Genomic DNA, 15,670 nt, shown 5'->3' with positions numbered 1-15,670 from the left:
CCGTCAGCATGGGCGGTCCTGGACGATGTCGGCGACCTTCCAGGTGCCGGAGTCGTACTGGACGGTGGACCGGTAGAGGCGGGATCCGCCGGGCCCGCCGCTCAGGCGTTCGCCCGTTCTGGCGGAGAAGCGGTAGCCGCTGAGGGTGTGCACGCAGTCGATGACGTAGACCTTGGTGCCGTCGGTGGAGCGGGCGTACACGCGCGGGTTGTGGGTGTTGGCGAAGCGCCAGATCTCGCCCTTGGCCTTGGTCTTCTCGACGTCGGCGGTGACCTGGGCGAGGAGCGGGTCCACGGCGACGGTGGCGAGTTCGGCGGCGTCGTTCCGCTCGTAGACGCGCTTGTAGACGGCCTGGTAGTCGCGGTAGCGCTTCAGTACCTGCTTGTAGAGCCGGCCGGTCGGCTGCGCGGACGGCGCGGCGGCGCCGGGCCCGGCGGAGTCGGCGCCGGTGCTGACCGAGCCCTCGGGGCGCAGGGCGCCGGACGAGGGATGGGACGTGCCGCAGCCGGCGAGGGGCAGCGTGACCGGCAGCAGCGTCGCCAGCAGCGGGGCGGCGCGGCGGAGCCTCCGTGGGGAGGGACGTACCGTCCGGGCGCGCATCGTCTTCCCTGGGCGTCGGCCGACAGCGGGTCGAGTACGCGCGTAGCTTACAGAGACAGGTCGGGCGGGAAAAGGGATTCGTTGCGCCCGGATTGACCTCGACCCCGCTTGAGGTTGCACGCTGGCGGCCTACGAAGGGAGGCCGTCATGCGAGCGGTGTGGTTGAGGGAGTTCGGTGGGCCCGGCGTCCTGGTGCCGGGGGAGGCGCCCGACCCGGTGGCCGGGGACGGGCAGGCGCTGGTGGACGTGGAGTTCGTCAACATCACGTTCGTCGAGACGCAGTTCAGGTCGGGCAGTCCGGCGCCGTTCACGGTGGAGCCGCCGGTGATCCCGGGGAACGGGGTGGGCGGCGTGGTCGTGGAGGTCGGCGCGGGGGCCGATCCGGCGCTGGTGGGGAGGCGGGTCGTCAGCTCGACCGGCGGGTCCGGCGGCTACGCCGAGCGCGCGGCGGTGGACGCGGCGGCGCTGTTCGAGGTGCCGGACGGCCTCGCCCTCGACGAGGCGGTCGCGCTGCTCGCCGACGGGCGGACGGCGACGATGATGCTGCGGGCGGCGGCGCCGCGCCCGGGGGAGCGGGTGCTGGTCGAGGCGGCGGCGGGCGGTGTCGGGACGCTGCTGGTCCAGTTGGCGAAGGCCGCGGGCGCGACGGTGGTCGCGGCGGTGGGCGGCGGCCCCAAGGCGGACGTGGCGCGCCGGGTCGGTGCCGACGAGGTCGTCGACTACCGCGAGCCGGGGTGGAGCGAGCACGCCGGCGAGGTGGACGTGGTGTTCGACGGTGTCGGCGGTGACGTGGCGCGGGAGGCGTTCACGTTGGTCAGAAGGGGTGGCCGGATGGTCAGCTTCGGGCTGGCGAGCGGCGAGTGGGCCGACATCCCGCAGGACGCGGCGGACGGCCGCGGCGTGACGCTCGTCCGTCCGGTCGCGTCGCCCGAGGAGATGCGCGGGTTCACGCTCAGCGCGCTCGCCGAGGCGGCGGCGGGACGGCTGCGTCCGGTGATCGGGCAGCGCTTCTCGCTGGAGGGCGCGTCCGAGGCGCACGCGGCGATCGAGTCGCGCGCGAGCGTCGGCAAGACGCTGCTGGAGGTCGGGCGATGAGGATCGGGCTGTATCTCCCCTCGTTCGGGGTGGACGCGTCGGCGACGGTCGCCGAGCACGCCCGGCACGCCGAGGACGCCGGGTACGAGTCGGTGTGGGTGGGCGACCACCTCCGCCCCGTCCGGCCGTTCCTGGACGCGACGCTCGTGCTCGCCACGGCCGCCGCGGTGACCGAGCGGCTCAAGCTCGGGTTCGGGGTGATGGTGCTGCCGCTGCGGCAGACCGTGTGGGCGGCCAAGCAGATCGCGAGCCTCCAGCACCTGTCGGGAGACCGGGTGCTGCTCGGCGTCGGCAGCGGCGGGTCCCTCCACGGCGACGCGGCGTTCCGCGCGGTCGGCGTGCCGTTCGCCGAGCGCGGCGCCCGGACCAACGCGGCGCTGGAACTGCTGCCCGCCCTGGTCGAGGGGAGGGCCGTCTCGGTGGACGGCGCGGAGATCACGCTGACCCCGGGCGCGCCGATGCCGCCGGTGCTGGTCGCCGCCGGGCCCGAGCGGCGCGCGGCCCGGTTCGGCGACGAGTGGTATCCGGCGTTCTCCACCCCCGAGGAGGTCGCCGCGGGGGCCGGGCGCATCGCGGGGCTGGCCGCCGAGTACGGGCGTCCGGCGCCGAAGGTGACCGTCAGCCTGAGCTTCGGGCTCGGCGACGTGCCCGAGGCGGAGATCGACGCGCAGGTGAAGTCGCTCACCGACTACGGCCTGACCGAGGAGGCGGCGCGGGAGGGCATGCTGACCGGGCCGCCCGAGCGGGCGGCCGAGCGGCTCGCGGCGTTGGCCGAGGCGGGCGCGCACCGGGTGATCGGGATGCCGTTCCCGTCCGCGCGGCGCCGCCAGGCGGAGCTGTTCGCCGAGGCCGCGCGCCTCGCCGCGGCGGGTTAGCGGCCGACCCTCGCCAGGAAGGACGCGAGGGCCCGCTCGTAGGCGGCCGGGTCGGTGTTCCACGCCTCCGTGTGGTCGCCCTGCGCGGTGACATGGGTGACCATGCCGGGCGGGGCGGCCTTCGCGAACGCGAACGCCGGACGGTTGGCGACGGTGCGGTCGCCGGCGGTCGTGAACATCAGCACGGGCGTTCTGAGCCGGGGCGCGAACCGGGTCTGGTCGAGATCGTCCAGGTCGATGCCGAACCGGTAGCGCATGGTGCGTTTGGCCACGTCCGTCACAAGGCGCGGCAGATGGCGGGCGTCGCCCTGCTTGTCGAGGGTGGCGCTCCAGTCCATGACGGGCGAGTCCAGGACGACGCCCCGCACGAACGACGGGTCGGCGCGGAGGGTCTTCATCGCCATCGCGCCGCCCATCGACCACCCGTACAGGACGACGCCGGTGGCGCCGTTCGCCCGCGCGTAGGCGACGGCCGAGGCGACGTCGCGCCATTCGGTGGCGCCCATGTGGTTCCGGTGGTCGGCGGACCGGGGCGCGTCCACGTCGTTGCGGTAGGCGATGGACAGCATCGTCATCCCGGTCGCGTGCACCGGCTTCATCGCGCGGAACGTCTCGGCCATGCCGGCGTTCCGCCCGTGCACGGCGATGACCCACGTGCCCTTGGGGGACGTGCCGGGCAGCAGCCACGCGGGCATCCGACCGACCCGCGTCGGATACGCCACGTCCTCGAAGGCCAGGCCGAGCGCGGTCTTCGGGTCGCCCTCGTAGAGCCAGTGGTCGATGGTGGCGCGGGCGCCCTTCGCCGGCGTCCCCTTCAGCACGGACGCCACGCGCCGCACGACCGTCGCCCGGTCGCCCCCGACGACCGGGCCGAGCAGCGCCCGCCCGTCCGGCCAGGCCAGCGCCCACGTGCCGGGGCGCTCGGTGTCGGGGTCGCGGGGGAGCGTCACCGTGCCGTTCCCCGCGTCGGTGATCCTGAAGGGGTACTCCGCGCTGTGGTCGACCTGCGTCGCCACGCCCGCGAAGTACCAGCCGACGCCGCCGAGCGCCGCGCAGACGAGGAGGACGAGGCCGGTGAGCGCGGCGACCAGCCTCCGGACGCGGCGCCGGCGCGCCGGGCGGGCCGGCTCGGGGGTCGCGGGCGCCGGGGACTCGGGCGCGTGGGTCGTCACGTTGGAACGGTAGCGGACGCCCCGCCCCGCGAGGCCGGAGCGTTCCGCCGGGCCGTGGGAGGCTCGGTACCCTTCCGGGCAGTCGCCGCACGAGGGGGGCAGGTATGGCCGGGCCGAACGAGCGGATCGCGGAGATCGAGGGACGGGTCGTCCAGGCCGTCCGGCAGGCGCTGCCGCCCGGGTGGCGCCGCGCCGACCTGCGCTGCAAGGCCACGGTGGCGGCGGCCGACACCGCGCTCACCGTCCTCACCGCCGACGGGACGGTCGAGGAGTGCGAGCGGGTCCCCGACACGGTGACCGACCTGCTCATGGAGTTGCGCCGCGTCCACTACCTGTCCGAGCAGGGCACGTGGTTCTCGATGTCGTTCTTCGTGGAGCCGGGCTCCGCGCGCCCCCTCTACAACTACGACTTCGACCCGGGCTGGGACCCGCCCGCCCCGGTGGAGGCGTGGCGGCGCGACCAGATCGTGCTGCCGCGCGACGGCGCCAACCAGCCCGGGTGGCTGCGCGACCGGCTGGAGGGCCGCGAGCCCGCGCCGCCGCCGACCCACGAGGCCGTGGGCGCGATGGACCCCATCGAGCAGATGGAGCTGCTGTCGAACGACCTCGCCGTCCTGGTCGCCGGGCACGCCCCGCCGCTGTGGCTGAAGATCTTCGGGTACTACCAGGCCGTGGGCGGGCACGTGGAGTTCCCGCCGATGATGCTCTACCGGGCCGACGGGACGATGACGGTGTGGACGCCGCCCGCCGGGGCCGCCGCCCTCCTGGACCGCCTCCGCGCCGGGACGCACGGCTTCCAGGGCTCCACCTGGTGCCGCACGGACTTCGAGGTCGTCTACGACAACGGCGGCGTCCGCTGCCGGGCGGGCTTCACCCACGACGACGAGCCGAAGTGGAACCGCGAGCCGTCCGCCGAGGACGTCCGGCGCGAGCTGGAGCGGTTCCCGCGCGACCGCGTCCCCGGATGGATGACGGAGCGGCTGGCCTCGGCGCCGCCGCCGGCCCCGGCGGCTCCGCCCGCCCCGGACGGCGGCCTGCGCCGGGCCCGCGTCTTCGACCACGCGGGCCCCGACGGCTCCCGCCCGGCCGTGTCGCGCCCGCCCGTCCCGCCGGAGGAGGCCGAGCGCGTGGCCGACTACCTGCGGCGGGCGCCCGTGGTGATGGCGGCGCGCTCGCACGCCCCCGACCGGCTCGACCCGGCGCGCGGCGCGGCCGTCCCGCTGACCTTCCACACCGACGGGACGTGGGTGTGGTCGGGCGCGGTCGGCTACTACCTGCGCGAGCACGGGGTGCCGCCGGAGGCCGACCTCGTCGCGCACATGCGCGCCCGGGGCTTCGAGGTCCCCGAGGTCGGCGACGACCTGATGGACGCCGCGACCGCCGCCGTCACCGGACGGGACGCGCCCGACCGCGTCCGCCGGGAGCCCCCCACCCGCGATCCCGACCTGACCCGCGTCGAGCGGCCCCCGGCGCCTCGCGAACCCGACCGGTTCGCCGCGCTCCGCAGCCGCCTGGACGACCTGGACGCCGACCCGTCCGCATACCGGATCGGCGGAACCGCCGAAGGTGCTTGGTCGCTTCTGCCGGAGGGCGCGCGGTGGACGGTGTTCCAGACGCGCGACGGCGAACCCCGCCGGGCCGTCACGTTCGACGACCACGAACAGGCCGCCGCCCACCTTCTCGGCAGCGTCCTCCTGCAAGCGCCCGCGAAGGGCGGTCCGATCGAGCCGGTGGAGGGCGAGCCCCCGCTCAGCCTCCTGCGCGACCGCCACATGATGGAGCTCGCGCGGGGCACGACGGTGGACCGCTACGGCGCCCCCGGCGGCAACGTCGTCTACGCCGCGCACACGCCCTTCGAGCAGAGGTCGCTGCCGCCCGACTGGAGGGACCGCCCCTATCACGCCTACCGGCTCCAGAGGCCGGTGGGCGCGCTGACGGGGACGGCGGTCCCGTGGTTCGACCAGCCCGGCGGCGGCACGGCGTATGTGTTCCGGCGCCGGATCTCCGAACTGCTCGCCGACGGCACCCTCACCGAGGTCGGCGACACGCGGTAGGGCTGAGGCAGGGCTGGGGTAGGGCTCAGGCGCGTCCGATGGCGGAGACCAGGTCGAGCCCCAGGAGCAGGTCGAGGTGGACGACCGTTTCCAGCTTCGCGCCCGGGGCGATGTCCGCGCCGGACAGCTCGTCCAGCACCGCGAGCGCGGACGGTGCGTCCAGGTCGGCCGCCAGCGCCGCCTCGGCCTTCGCCGCGTACGCGCGGTCCAGGGGACGGCCCGCGCCGCGCGCCCATCCGGCGACCGCGTCCCGCCACCCGTCCAGCCGGGCACCGGCCGCGCGGGCCCGCGCGGCGGACAGCTCCAGCGGCTCCCCGTAGGGGGCGTCGAGCAGCGCGAGCCGTACGGCGAGCGGGTCGAGGCCCCCGACCGAGCGCCAGTCGCCGGTCTCCGCGGGCGCGGAGACGCAGAACCCGTCGACCACGGAGCCGTCGCCGGAGACGCGGACGTCGGCGTCCGCCCCGCCGCCCGGTTCGAGCGGCTGGACGTTGTAGGCCGTCCAGTCGCCCCCGGCTGCGCCCGTGGCCAGGACGTGCCGCCCCGCCCGGCTCGCGACCCGCCTCAGCAGGTCGGCGACCACCAGCGTGCGGAGCCCGGCGCCGTCCAGCACGTGGAGGCGCAGGACGCGTCCGCCAGGCAGCCCCTCGGGGCGCCCCGTCCGACGGTCGTGCAGCCGCAGCATGGGCCCCACCCTAGGTCAGAGCGGCGCACCCGGCGGCGGCGGCCCTGTGGGCGCGGAAGCGGGCGCGGAAGCGGGCGTCGGCGTGGGACCGGTGAGCAGCGACGCGCCGCCGTCCGGCTTGCGGACGGCGGCGAACCGCAGCCGCACGTAGTCGGCGACCCACCCCGACTCGCGGCGCAGCGCGGGCGCTGCCAGGTCGTTGACGCGCTCCAGCAGCGGCTCGACCAGCTCGGGCGGGACGTCGGCGAGCGCGCGGCCCGCGTAGGCGCGCACCCAGTCGGCGGCGCCGCCGGGGCCCTCGGTCATGCGGGTGGGGCGGTCGGCGTGCTCCAGCAGCCGGAGCGTGAACCCGCCCTCCTCAAGCTTCGTCGCGTACTCGGCGGGGCTCGGGAAGTACCAGGGCAGCTCGGGCTCGCCGAGCCCGAACACGCGCCAGGCCGTCTGCATCGCGGCGATCAGCTCGGCGCAGTTCCCGGCGCCGCCGAGCTCCCCGACGAACCGTCCGCCGGGACGCAGCGCCGCGTGCACCTGGCCGATCACCTGGTCGGGGTCGCGGGTCATCCAGTGCAGCGCGGCGTTGGAGGCGACCGCGTCGAACGACTCGCTGGTGGTGAAGTCGTGCGCGTCGCCCAGGATGAACGACAGCCCCGGGTGCAGCGCGGTCGCCTGCGCGACCATGTCGGGGTTGCCGTCGATGCCGAGCACCTCGGCGCCCCGCTCGGCGATCTCCGCGCTGAACGTCCCGGTGCCGCACCCGAGGTCGATGACCCGTTCGCCGGGCTGCGGGTCGAGCAGGTCGACCAGGGGCGCGCCGTGCGCGGAGACGTACCCGAAGGCGGAGTCGTACGTCGTCACGGCCCAATTCACTGTCATAATTTATCGGACAAAGTCGGGATTGGAGGCGGCGTTGCCGATGCCGGGCGGCACGGGCGAGGTCCAGATCATGGGCGCGCGGGGCCCGGACGGGCTGACGCTGCGCACCGCCGGGCTGTCGGCCGGCGGCCTGCCCGAACTGCGCGTCGACGGCCTGCCGCCGTATCTCGGCCAGGGCTGGGCGCGCGTGCTGGCCGCCGGCGCGGAGCGCCTCGCCGCCGCCGGGGACGCCCCGTCCGAACTGGCCATCGGCGCAGATGTCGTGATCTACCTCACTTCCGCCCCGGACGGCACGTTGGTCCCCGGCCCGCCGCCCGGCCGCGACCGCCAGGGGTGGTACCGCGACGTCGTCCTGCGCCTTTTCCCCGAGGCACGTGTCTGAACTGTTGCTGAACCAGTGCTGACCCGCGCCTGAACCGCCCCCGGTCGGAGGGATCCGCGGGCCCCGAAAACGGGGATCGGTGATCAACCAGTGGCCGCGAGAGGGCATTATGAAGGAACCGCCCCGGCGCCGCCGTGCAGGGAAACGATCATGGCGTTTCCCAGACCTTGGTGACGTGTGTTACCACTGTGGCGGAGGGTAGGAAAACCGCCCGAGGCAACGCGTTCGGGGGTGCGTGGTGCGGATCATTAAATACGGTGCACTCACCGTGGCCGGGCTGATGCTCGCCGCGGGTTGCGGCCAGACGCCGGAGAAGAAGGCGCGGACCGCGGGCGACAAGCACGGCGGGACGGTCGGCCGCACCGCCGCGGCGGCGCCGCCGACGCGCAAGCCCGAGCCGCCGAAGCCGCCGCCTCCGCGCACCATCGACTGCGTCAAGCTGAAGTGCGTCGCGCTCACGTTCGACGACGGCCCCGGCCCCTACACCGACCGCCTGCTGAACACCCTGCACGCGGCGGGCGCCCGCGCCACCTTTTTCATGCTTGGCGAGAACGTGCGCAGTCACGAGGGCACCGTGCGGCGCATGGCGCTGGAGGGACACGAGCTCGCGAACCACAGCTGGTCCCACCCGAGCCTCACGGGGCTGTCGGCGGCGGGGGTGCGCTCGCAGGTCCAGCGGACGCAGGACGCGATCGCCAAGGCGTCCGGCGGCGTGCGGCCCACGCTGCTGCGCCCGCCCTACGGCGCGACGAACGCCCAGGTCGGACGCGCCGCCGCGCTCCCGGAGATCCTCTGGAGCGTCGACACGGAGGACTGGCGCTACCGCAGCGTCGCCCGCGACACCCGGGTCGGCATCAACGAGCCCAAGGCGGGCGGGATCGTCCTCTACCACGACATCCACAAGCCGAGCGTCGACTCCATCCCCAAGGTGCTGGAGGGGCTGAAGCGGCGCGGGTTCACGTTCGTGACGGTGTCGGAGCTGTTCAGGGGCCAGACGCTCAAGCCCGGCAAGACCTACACCGACCTGGCCCCGCCGAAGCCCGTGAAGGCGCCCACGCCGAGCGCTCCGCCCTCGGGGACGCCGACGGCCCCGGCCACGCCGGGAACGCCCACGCCAGGGCCTGTGAGCCCCACGCCGGGCGTGCCGCTGCCCGGCACCCCGACCGTGCCGGGCACGCCGACCGTGCCGGGCGTCCCGGGCACCCCCGGGGTCCCCGGCGTGCCGGGCGTACCGCCGGGCACACCCACGCCTCCGGGCAGGTAGCCGACACCGCCGGGCCGCTCCACCGAGCGGCCCGGCATCGCACGTCAGAACGACTTCTCACCGCCGTGACGGCCCGTCGGCGGGGGCGCCCGCACCGCAGGTCAAAACGGCTTTCATCGCCGGGTCAGCACGTCGGCAAGGGAGTCGGGCAGCGCCCGCAGGACAGTCTTCCGCCGCCGGACGGCGCCGTGGCGACCGGCCGTGGCGACCTCGCGTGCGGCGGCCCGCGTCAGGACGGTTCGTCGCGGCGCGGCCTGCGCCGGGGCGGCGGCTGGGGCGGGACGACCTTGCCCGCGACCACGGTCGCCTCGGGCACCTCGACCAGTTCCCCGGTGCGGCGGCGCACGGTGAGCAGGCCGTCCGCCCACGATTCGAGGACGCCCACCACGTCGCTGTACTCTCCCGTTGGCAGGCGGCGGCGCAGCGAGACCCGCTGACCCACGTCCGCGCCACTGATGGAAACCACCAGCCGCGCGGCGAAGCGGCCCGGCATGTGAGGGACCCCCGTGTCGAATCGACTGCGCTTCGGTGGCCATACTATTCACAGCGAGCTTGCGGTGAGCCGTGACGTGCGGCGGGGCCGGTAACCCGAGAGGAGTCACTGACGTGACCTACGTCATTGCGCAGCCCTGCGTGGACCTGCTCGACAAGGCATGCATCGAGGAGTGCCCGGTCGACTGCATCTACGAGGGCAAGCGCATGCTCTACATCCACCCGGACGAGTGCGTCGACTGTGGTGCGTGCGAGCCGGTTTGCCCTGTGGAGGCGATCTACTACGAGGACGACACTCCTGAGCAGTGGAAGGACTTCTACAAGGCGAACGTGGAGTTCTTCGACGACCTCGGCTCGCCGGGCGGCGCGTCCAAGATAGGCAAGATCGACAAGGACCACCCGATCGTCGCGGCGCTGCCTCCGCAGAGCCAGGACGACTGACGGGTCGCGCACGCGGGACCATGAAGCGTCACGGTCCCGGGAGCGTTCTGTGCCGGTGTCGTAAGCCGGTCGTGTAAGGGTCGGGCCGTGGCCGTCCACGAGGGTGGCGCCACGGCCCGCGGTTTCCCTGAGGAGAGTGGATTCGTGTTCACGCTGCCGGACTTCCCGTGGGATCGGCTGGAGCCCTACAAGCGGCAGGCCACCGAACACCCCGGCGGCATCGTCGACCTCTCGGTGGGGACGCCCGTCGACCCGACGCCCGAGCCGGTCCGCGCGGCCCTGCGCGCGGCCGCCGACGCGCCCGGCTACCCGGCCACCTACGGGACGCCCCGGCTGCGCGAGGCGGCGGCGGGCTGGCTGCGCCGCCGCGCGGGCGTGTCCGGCGCCGACCCGGCCGCGATCCTCCCCGTGATCGGCACCAAGGAGCTCGTGGCGTGGCTGCCGACCCTGCTCGGCGCGGGCCCGGACGACCACGTCGTGTTCCCCGAGCTGGCCTACCCGACCTATGACGTGGGCGCCCGGCTCGCCGGGGCGCGGCCGGTCCGCACCGACGGCCTGCTGTCGCTCGGCCCGGTCAACCCCAAGATCGTCTGGGTGAACTCGCCGTCCAACCCGACCGGGAAGGTGCTGCCCGCCGAGCACTTGCGCAAGGTCGTGGCATGGGCGCGCGGCCGCGGCGCCGTCGTCGTCAGCGACGAGTGCTACCTGGAGTTCGGCTGGGACGAGGCGAACCCGCCCGTCTCCGTCCTGCATCCGGACGTGTGCGAGGGCTCCCACGAGGGCCTGCTGGCGATCAACTCGCTGTCCAAGCGGTCCAACATGGCGGGCTACCGCGCCGGGTTCCTCACCGGCGACCCGGCGCTGGTCAAGCGGCTGCTGGAGGTCCGCAAGCACGCGGGGATGATCGTCCCGGCGCCGGTGCAGGCGGCGATGGCGGTCGCCTTCGACGACGACGCGCACGTGGACGAGCAGCGGGCCCGGTACGCGCGCCGCCGCGCCGCGCTGCGCGCCGCGTTCGAGGGCCACGGGTTCCGCGTCGACCACTCCGAGGCGTCCCTGTACCTGTGGACGACCCGGGACGAGCCGTGCTGGGACACCGTCGCCCACCTGGCCTCCCTCGGCGTCCTCGCCGCCCCGGGCGAGTTCTACGGCCCGGCGGGCGCCCGGCACGTCCGGATCGCCTTCACCGCCACCGACGAGCGCGTCGCCGCCGCCGTCGAGCGCCTCTGACCCGGTCTCGACTCACGACATTTCGGGCTATCCCGGACGGAACGGATGGTGCGTTCGTGACGTCTGAGAGCGGTATGGGCTTGACGGGTGACTATCGGTATGATCCCGCAGGTCCGTGCCGTGAAACAGGCAATGCGATCTGATGCGATCTGAGGCGAAAGCCGGAGGTGCCCGTGGGTGGAACCGCGATCGTGATTCTGCTGGCGCTGATCCTGGCCGCCCTGGTCGCGCTCATCGTGGTGCTGTTGCTGCGCCGCCGCGCGCCGGCGCCGCCGCCCGCGCCCGCGCCGCGCGACCCGTTCGCCGCCGAGGACCAGGTCGGCGGCGACCCGCGCACGCTGAAGGCCGGCGACATGGTCGAGTACCTCGGCACCCGCTACTTCGTGCGCGGCTCGCTGCGGCTGCGCGAGGGCGGCTTCACCTGGAGCGAGCACCTGCTGGACGCCGACACCCGCGAGGGCGGCAAGGTGTGGATCTCCGTCGAGGAGGACCCCGACCTCGAAGTCGTCTGGTGGACCGAGCACGACCCGGCGGGCCTGTCCCCGGGCGAGCGGACGCTCGTCGTCGACGGCGTCGAGTACCGCCGTGACGAGCACGGCACCGCCGACTACACCAGCGAGGGGACGACCGGCGTCGGCGTCCAGGGCCGCGTCGAGTACGTCGACTACGAGGGCCCGCGCGGCAGCTACCTGTCGTTCGAGCAGTACGGCGCCGGGCAGTGGGAGGCGGGCCTCGGCGACCGCGTCCCGACCGGCGCCCTCACGATCTACCCGGGCGGCGGCTGATGCTCGCCGCGCTCGACACCCCCTTCGCCGACGCGCGCGCCGACGCGCTGTCGTTCGCGCTCGGCCTGCCGCCGCTGGACGCCCTCGCCGTCCTGCCGGTGGAGCGCGCGGGCCTGACCGTGCACCTGCGCCTGCTCGGCGCGTCCCACCAGGTCATCGCCGGGCCGCTGAGCGAGACCGTCGCGTGCCTGCCCGGCGGCGCCGAGCCGCTGCCCGGACGCGCCGCCACGACGGTCCCCGGCTGGGGCTATGAGTTCACCGCCACGACGTCCGCCCACGGAGGCGAGCCGGAGTTCGGCCGCGCCGTCGAGGCGGTGTGCGCCCGGCTGCTGGGCCGCGACGACGCGCTGACCGGGGCCTTCCCCGGCTCCCGGCACGCCGTCACCGCCCTGGCGCTCGACGACGCCGGCGGTGCCGGCGACGGTGCCGGCGCGGGCATCGGCTGGCGGACCTGGCACGCCTACCCCCAGACGCGGGAGATCGTGATGACGCGGAGCCGGCTGGTGAGGCAGCGGTGAACCGGAAGTACTGGGTGATCGGCGGGATCTCCGCCGCCGTGGTCGCCGCGATCGTGCTGGTGGCCACGCTCCGCCACGGCGGCGGCTCCCCGCAGAAGTGGATCGCCAAGAAGTACTCGCGGACGGGGGTCGGCACCTACCGGTCGCCGAAGCCGCCGCCGGCCGTCGCCGCGGAGATCAACAAGAAGCACAAGGCGATCGACCGGGTGGACGACCTCGCGAGGCTGGGCCCGCAGGGCGGGATCTTCATGCGCTACCCGAAGCTCGTGGTGGGCGTCCTGCCCGACGGGACCGGCAGCCGCATCACCGTCGACACCCCGTCCAGCGGATACGGCCGCTACCACTCCCACGTCGGCGGGTACTGGGCGAGCCCCGGGACGAACGGCTGGAACAGCAGGGGCGTCGGGTCCTTCCGCGGCGGCGGCCCGGGGTCCGGCAAATGAGCAGCGTCGGGCAAGTGAGGAGCACCGAATGAACGACGTCCTGCACGAGGGCGGCGCCACGCTCGCCTACGGCGCGCTCGGCATCGCGCTGATGGCGCTCGGCTACCTCGTCGTCGAGGTGACCACGCCGGGGCGGCTCGGCCACCAGATCTGGACCGAGGGCAACCGCGGCGCCGCGCTGCTGCTCTCGGTCAAGCTGCTCGGCACCGGCGCGATCGTGACGACGGCGATCGTGACCAGCGACTCCGACCTGTCCGAGGGCCTGGTCGACACCGCCGTGTACGGGCTGCTCGGCATCGTGCTCATGATCGTCGCGTTCTACCTCCTCGACCTCATCACCCCCGGCAGGCTGGGCGCGACGCTCGTGGACGGCGCGGCCGTGCACCCGGCGGGCTGGGTGGTCGCCGCCGCCGACCTCGCCGTCGCCGCGATCGTCGCCGGGGCGGTCTCCTGACCGCCTCCGACGCGGCGGGCGAGGCGGGGCTGAGCGTGCCCGCGCGGGCGGCGCGGGCGCTCGTGCTGGCCGCCGTGTTCACCTGCGCGGCCTGCGGCCTGGTGTACGAGCTGGCGCTGGTCGCGCTCGGCAGCTACCTGGTCGGCAACTCGGTGACGCAGGCGTCGATCGTCCTGTCGGTGATGGTGTTCGCGATGGGCGTCGGGTCGCTGCTGGCCAAGCCGCTCCAGACCCGCCCGGTGGCGGCGTTCGCGATCATCGAGGGCGCGCTCGCGCTGGTCGGCGGCCTGTCGGTGCTGGCGCTGTACGCGGCGTTCGCGTGGCTCGACCTGTACGTCCCCGCCCTGGTCGTGGTCGCGTTCGCGGTCGGCGCGCTGATCGGCGCGGAGATCCCGCTGCTGATGACGCTGCTCCAGCGGATCCGGCGGCAGGACGCGGGCAGCGCGGTCGCCGACCTGTTCGCCGCCGACTACGTGGGCGCGCTCGTCGGCGGGCTCGCGTTCCCGTTCCTCCTCCTGCCGACGTTCGGGCACATCAAGGGCGCGCTGCTGGTCGGCGTCGTGAACGCGGTCGCCGGGATCGCCGTCGTGCTGTGGCTGTTCCGCGCCCAGCTCGGACGCGTCGCCCGCACCGCCCTGTGGGGCGGAATGGCCGCGGTCCTGGCCGCCCTGTCCGGAACGTATGCGCTGGCGGACGGTTTCGAGGTGTCGGCCCGCCAGGCGCTCTACTCCGACCCGATCGCGCTTTCCGAACGCACTCCGTACCAGGAGATCGTCATCACCCGGAAGCTGACCGGTCCGTCCGACACGCGCCTCTTCCTGAACGGCGACCTCCAGTTCTCCTCGGTGGACGAGTACCGGTACCACGAGTCGCTCGTCCACCCGCTGATGTCGGGGCCGCGCGGGCGCGTGCTCATCCTCGGCGGCGGCGACGGCCTCGCGCTGCGCGAGGTGCTCCGCTACCGGGACGTCCGCACCGCGACGCTGGTCGAGCTGGACCCGGAGATGATCCGCCTCGCGCGCACCTACGGGCCGATCTCGTCCCTCAACCGCCATTCGCTGGACGACCCGCGCGCCCGCATCGTCAACGCGGACGCCTTCTCCTGGCTGCGCCGCCTGGGTGAGCGGTTCGACGCGGTCGTCGTGGACATGCCCGACCCCGACGACGTCTCCACCGCGAAGCTGTACTCGGTCGAGTTCTACGGCCTGGTGAGAAGGGCGCTGGCGCCGGGCGGCCGCATCGTCGTCCAATCGGGCTCCCCGTACTTCGCGCCCAAGTCGTTCTGGAGCATCCAGAAATCGATCGCCGCCGCGGGCCTGGCGACGGCCCCCTATCACGTGGACGTGCCGAGCTTCGGGGACTGGGGCTTCGTCCTCGCGTCGCCGACCCCGCGGGCGCCGACGCTCGCCCTGCCGCCGGACGTCCCCGACCTGCGCTTCCTCGACGCCGACGTCCTGCGCGCCGCGACCGTCTTCCCCAAGGACCGCCGCGCCCGCGACGTGGACGTCAACACGCTCGTCCACCCGCGCCTGGTCGAATACGAGTCGCAGGAGTGGAAGAACTCCTGAGTCACCGGTCGGCGGAACGGCGGATCGCCTTGTCCACCGACCGCTGGAACGAGGTCACCAGCGACTGGATCAGCAGCGGTTTGAGCCGCCCGGCCAGTTCCATCAGCCGTTCGCGTTCCCCAGGAGCGCGCCCGCTCTCCCTGTAGGGCCGGACGACGGTCTCCTGGAACACTTCCTGCAACTCCGCGGCCAAGGCCGTCGTGTGCCGCTCCACAGCCTCATGAGAGGCGACGAGCGTGTCCAGGGGGAGCGGCAGAGCGGCCATCTCAACCCCCACACCGAGCAACGCGGGACTGATCACCCGCACCTTCGCCCCACCCGGAAGCCGCTCCGCAACGCCGAGCGCCTCCAACCGGACGAGCGTCTCCTCACCGAGATGCCGCCCGGCCCGCCGGTCCAGCTCGTGCCGGTCGAGCTCCTCGGGCCGCTCCGGCGCCCACGGCGACAGCAGCGCCCGCTGCAACGCCAGATCCTCGGGCGACGCGTCCGGCGGGATCTTCTCCAGATGGCGCTCGATCGCCGCGAGCGTCAGCCCGAGCGACTGGAGCTCCCGGACCAGCTCCAGCCGCGCGAGATGGTCGGCGCCGTACAGGCCCGTCCGTCCGCGCAGCCTGGGCGGGGGCAGCAGGCCGCGCCCCGCGTAGAAGCGCACGGTGCGGACGGTGACCCCGGCGCGCGTGGCCAGCTCGTCGACGGTCAGCTCCATCCCGCCTCCCCTGCATATGACAGTGCCAGTGTTACA

General features: G+C 74.3%; 18 protein-coding genes. 12 read left to right on the top strand and 6 right to left on the bottom strand.

Annotated elements, in window-relative coordinates:
• Positions 1 to 3: 3 nt before the first annotated feature.
• A complete protein-coding gene (locus KLI87_RS10815; RefSeq protein ID WP_156218976.1) occupies positions 4 to 600 on the bottom strand; it encodes a hypothetical protein in 597 nt (198 codons plus the stop codon).
• Between the two features lie 147 nt (positions 601 to 747).
• Between KLI87_RS10815 and KLI87_RS10810 the strand changes: the two genes are divergently transcribed.
• Positions 748 to 1,695 carry a zinc-binding dehydrogenase gene (locus KLI87_RS10810; protein WP_214616848.1) on the top strand — a complete coding sequence of 316 codons (948 nt, stop codon included), beginning with the start codon at positions 748 to 750 and terminating at the stop codon, positions 1,693 to 1,695.
• On the top strand, positions 1,692 to 2,570 hold the full coding sequence (locus KLI87_RS10805; protein ID WP_214616847.1) for an LLM class flavin-dependent oxidoreductase: 879 nt from the start codon (positions 1,692 to 1,694) through the stop codon (positions 2,568 to 2,570). Before KLI87_RS10810 ends, KLI87_RS10805 begins: the two co-directional genes overlap by 4 nt.
• On the opposite strand, the gene KLI87_RS41480 is transcribed toward KLI87_RS10805, so the two are convergent.
• Complete coding sequence (locus KLI87_RS41480) at positions 2,567 to 3,742, bottom strand: S9 family peptidase (RefSeq protein WP_214616846.1); 1,176 nt, start codon at positions 3,740 to 3,742, stop codon at positions 2,567 to 2,569. The two genes, KLI87_RS10805 and KLI87_RS41480, sit on opposite strands and share 4 nt — an antisense overlap.
• A gap of 104 nt (positions 3,743 to 3,846) precedes the next feature.
• On the opposite strand from KLI87_RS41480, the gene KLI87_RS10795 reads away from it, so the two are divergent.
• Positions 3,847 to 5,796: a TNT domain-containing protein gene (locus KLI87_RS10795; protein ID WP_214616845.1), complete on the top strand. Its 1,950-nt coding sequence runs from the start codon at positions 3,847 to 3,849 to the stop codon at positions 5,794 to 5,796.
• Positions 5,797 to 5,821: 25 nt separating this feature from the next.
• Here KLI87_RS10795 and KLI87_RS10790 read toward each other — a convergent pair whose 3' ends face one another.
• Together KLI87_RS10790 and KLI87_RS10785 are read right to left on the bottom strand one after the other, a co-directional pair.
• On the bottom strand, positions 5,822 to 6,478 hold the full coding sequence (locus KLI87_RS10790; RefSeq protein ID WP_214616844.1) for a hypothetical protein: 657 nt from the start codon (positions 6,476 to 6,478) through the stop codon (positions 5,822 to 5,824).
• Between the two features lie 15 nt (positions 6,479 to 6,493).
• The gene (locus tag KLI87_RS10785) at positions 6,494 to 7,345 is read right to left on the bottom strand and encodes a class I SAM-dependent methyltransferase (protein ID WP_308165954.1); all 852 of its coding nucleotides are present in this window, start codon (positions 7,343 to 7,345) and stop codon (positions 6,494 to 6,496) included.
• A gap of 46 nt (positions 7,346 to 7,391) precedes the next feature.
• Here KLI87_RS10785 and KLI87_RS10780 point away from each other — a divergent pair, with 46 nt between their 5' ends.
• Positions 7,392 to 7,733 carry a hypothetical protein gene (locus tag KLI87_RS10780; RefSeq protein WP_214616842.1) on the top strand — a complete coding sequence of 114 codons (342 nt, stop codon included), beginning with the start codon at positions 7,392 to 7,394 and terminating at the stop codon, positions 7,731 to 7,733.
• 268 nt (positions 7,734 to 8,001) lie between these two features.
• Positions 8,002 to 8,997: a polysaccharide deacetylase family protein gene (locus KLI87_RS10775; RefSeq protein WP_308165953.1), complete on the top strand. Its 996-nt coding sequence runs from the start codon at positions 8,002 to 8,004 to the stop codon at positions 8,995 to 8,997.
• A 229-nt stretch (positions 8,998 to 9,226) separates the two neighbouring features.
• Here the strand turns inward: KLI87_RS10775 and KLI87_RS10770 are convergent, their stop codons facing one another.
• The gene (locus KLI87_RS10770) at positions 9,227 to 9,490 is read right to left on the bottom strand and encodes a hypothetical protein (RefSeq protein WP_214616841.1); all 264 of its coding nucleotides are present in this window, start codon (positions 9,488 to 9,490) and stop codon (positions 9,227 to 9,229) included.
• Between the two features lie 113 nt (positions 9,491 to 9,603).
• Here KLI87_RS10770 and fdxA point away from each other — a divergent pair, with 113 nt between their 5' ends.
• The 7 genes from fdxA to KLI87_RS10735 all read left to right on the top strand — a co-directional run bounded on the left by fdxA (position 9,604) and on the right by KLI87_RS10735 (position 14,928).
• The gene (fdxA, locus tag KLI87_RS10765; RefSeq protein ID WP_214616840.1) at positions 9,604 to 9,930 is read left to right on the top strand and encodes a ferredoxin; all 327 of its coding nucleotides are present in this window, start codon (positions 9,604 to 9,606) and stop codon (positions 9,928 to 9,930) included.
• A 144-nt stretch (positions 9,931 to 10,074) separates the two neighbouring features.
• A complete protein-coding gene (gene dapC / locus KLI87_RS10760; RefSeq protein ID WP_214616839.1) occupies positions 10,075 to 11,160 on the top strand; it encodes a succinyldiaminopimelate transaminase in 1,086 nt (361 codons plus the stop codon).
• Positions 11,161 to 11,348: 188 nt separating this feature from the next.
• A complete protein-coding gene (locus KLI87_RS10755) occupies positions 11,349 to 11,945 on the top strand; it encodes a DUF4178 domain-containing protein (protein ID WP_308166008.1) in 597 nt (198 codons plus the stop codon).
• The gene (locus KLI87_RS10750; protein WP_156218967.1) at positions 11,945 to 12,463 is read left to right on the top strand and encodes a DUF2617 family protein; all 519 of its coding nucleotides are present in this window, start codon (positions 11,945 to 11,947) and stop codon (positions 12,461 to 12,463) included. Before KLI87_RS10755 ends, KLI87_RS10750 begins: the two co-directional genes overlap by 1 nt.
• On the top strand, positions 12,460 to 12,906 hold the full coding sequence (locus tag KLI87_RS10745) for a DUF4247 domain-containing protein (RefSeq protein WP_308165952.1): 447 nt from the start codon (positions 12,460 to 12,462) through the stop codon (positions 12,904 to 12,906). Before KLI87_RS10750 ends, KLI87_RS10745 begins: the two co-directional genes overlap by 4 nt.
• A gap of 28 nt (positions 12,907 to 12,934) precedes the next feature.
• Positions 12,935 to 13,360, top strand: a complete 426-nt coding sequence (locus KLI87_RS10740; RefSeq protein ID WP_156218966.1) for a DUF350 domain-containing protein — start codon at positions 12,935 to 12,937, stop codon at positions 13,358 to 13,360.
• On the top strand, positions 13,357 to 14,928 hold the full coding sequence (locus KLI87_RS10735; protein ID WP_214617403.1) for a polyamine aminopropyltransferase: 1,572 nt from the start codon (positions 13,357 to 13,359) through the stop codon (positions 14,926 to 14,928). The genes KLI87_RS10740 and KLI87_RS10735 overlap by 4 nt, the downstream gene beginning before the upstream one ends.
• Before the next feature lies 1 nt (position 14,929).
• On the opposite strand, the gene KLI87_RS10730 is transcribed toward KLI87_RS10735, so the two are convergent.
• Positions 14,930 to 15,634 carry a MerR family transcriptional regulator gene (locus KLI87_RS10730; protein ID WP_214616837.1) on the bottom strand — a complete coding sequence of 235 codons (705 nt, stop codon included), beginning with the start codon at positions 15,632 to 15,634 and terminating at the stop codon, positions 14,930 to 14,932.
• Positions 15,635 to 15,670 lie beyond the last annotated feature (36 nt).

Origin of the sequence: Actinomadura sp. NEAU-AAG7 (assembly GCF_018603865.1) — a bacterium.
Taxonomy (GTDB): Bacteria; Actinomycetota; Actinomycetes; order Streptosporangiales; family Streptosporangiaceae; genus Spirillospora; species Spirillospora litoris.
This window is presented reverse-complemented; position numbering and strand designations above follow the sequence as displayed.

What these genes read in the sequence shown, in the direction of transcription:
- KLI87_RS10805 (WP_214616847.1), top strand. Translation starts at nt 1,692, where the DNA reads ATGAGGATCGGGCTGTATCTCCCCTCGTTCGGGGTGGACGCGTCGGCG.
- KLI87_RS10795 (WP_214616845.1), top strand. Translation starts at nt 3,847, where the DNA reads ATGGCCGGGCCGAACGAGCGGATCGCGGAGATCGAGGGACGGGTCGTC.
- KLI87_RS10810 (WP_214616848.1), top strand. Translation starts at nt 748, where the DNA reads ATGCGAGCGGTGTGGTTGAGGGAGTTCGGTGGGCCCGGCGTCCTGGTG.
- KLI87_RS10740 (WP_156218966.1), top strand. Translation starts at nt 12,935, where the DNA reads ATGAACGACGTCCTGCACGAGGGCGGCGCCACGCTCGCCTACGGCGCG.
- KLI87_RS10815 (WP_156218976.1), bottom strand. Translation starts at nt 600, where the DNA reads ATGCGCGCCCGGACGGTACGTCCCTCCCCACGGAGGCTCCGCCGCGCC.
- KLI87_RS10790 (WP_214616844.1), bottom strand. Translation starts at nt 6,478, where the DNA reads ATGCTGCGGCTGCACGACCGTCGGACGGGGCGCCCCGAGGGGCTGCCT.
- KLI87_RS10770 (WP_214616841.1), bottom strand. Translation starts at nt 9,490, where the DNA reads ATGCCGGGCCGCTTCGCCGCGCGGCTGGTGGTTTCCATCAGTGGCGCG.
- KLI87_RS10780 (WP_214616842.1), top strand. Translation starts at nt 7,392, where the DNA reads ATGCCGGGCGGCACGGGCGAGGTCCAGATCATGGGCGCGCGGGGCCCG.
- KLI87_RS10730 (WP_214616837.1), bottom strand. Translation starts at nt 15,634, where the DNA reads ATGGAGCTGACCGTCGACGAGCTGGCCACGCGCGCCGGGGTCACCGTC.
- KLI87_RS10750 (WP_156218967.1), top strand. Translation starts at nt 11,945, where the DNA reads ATGCTCGCCGCGCTCGACACCCCCTTCGCCGACGCGCGCGCCGACGCG.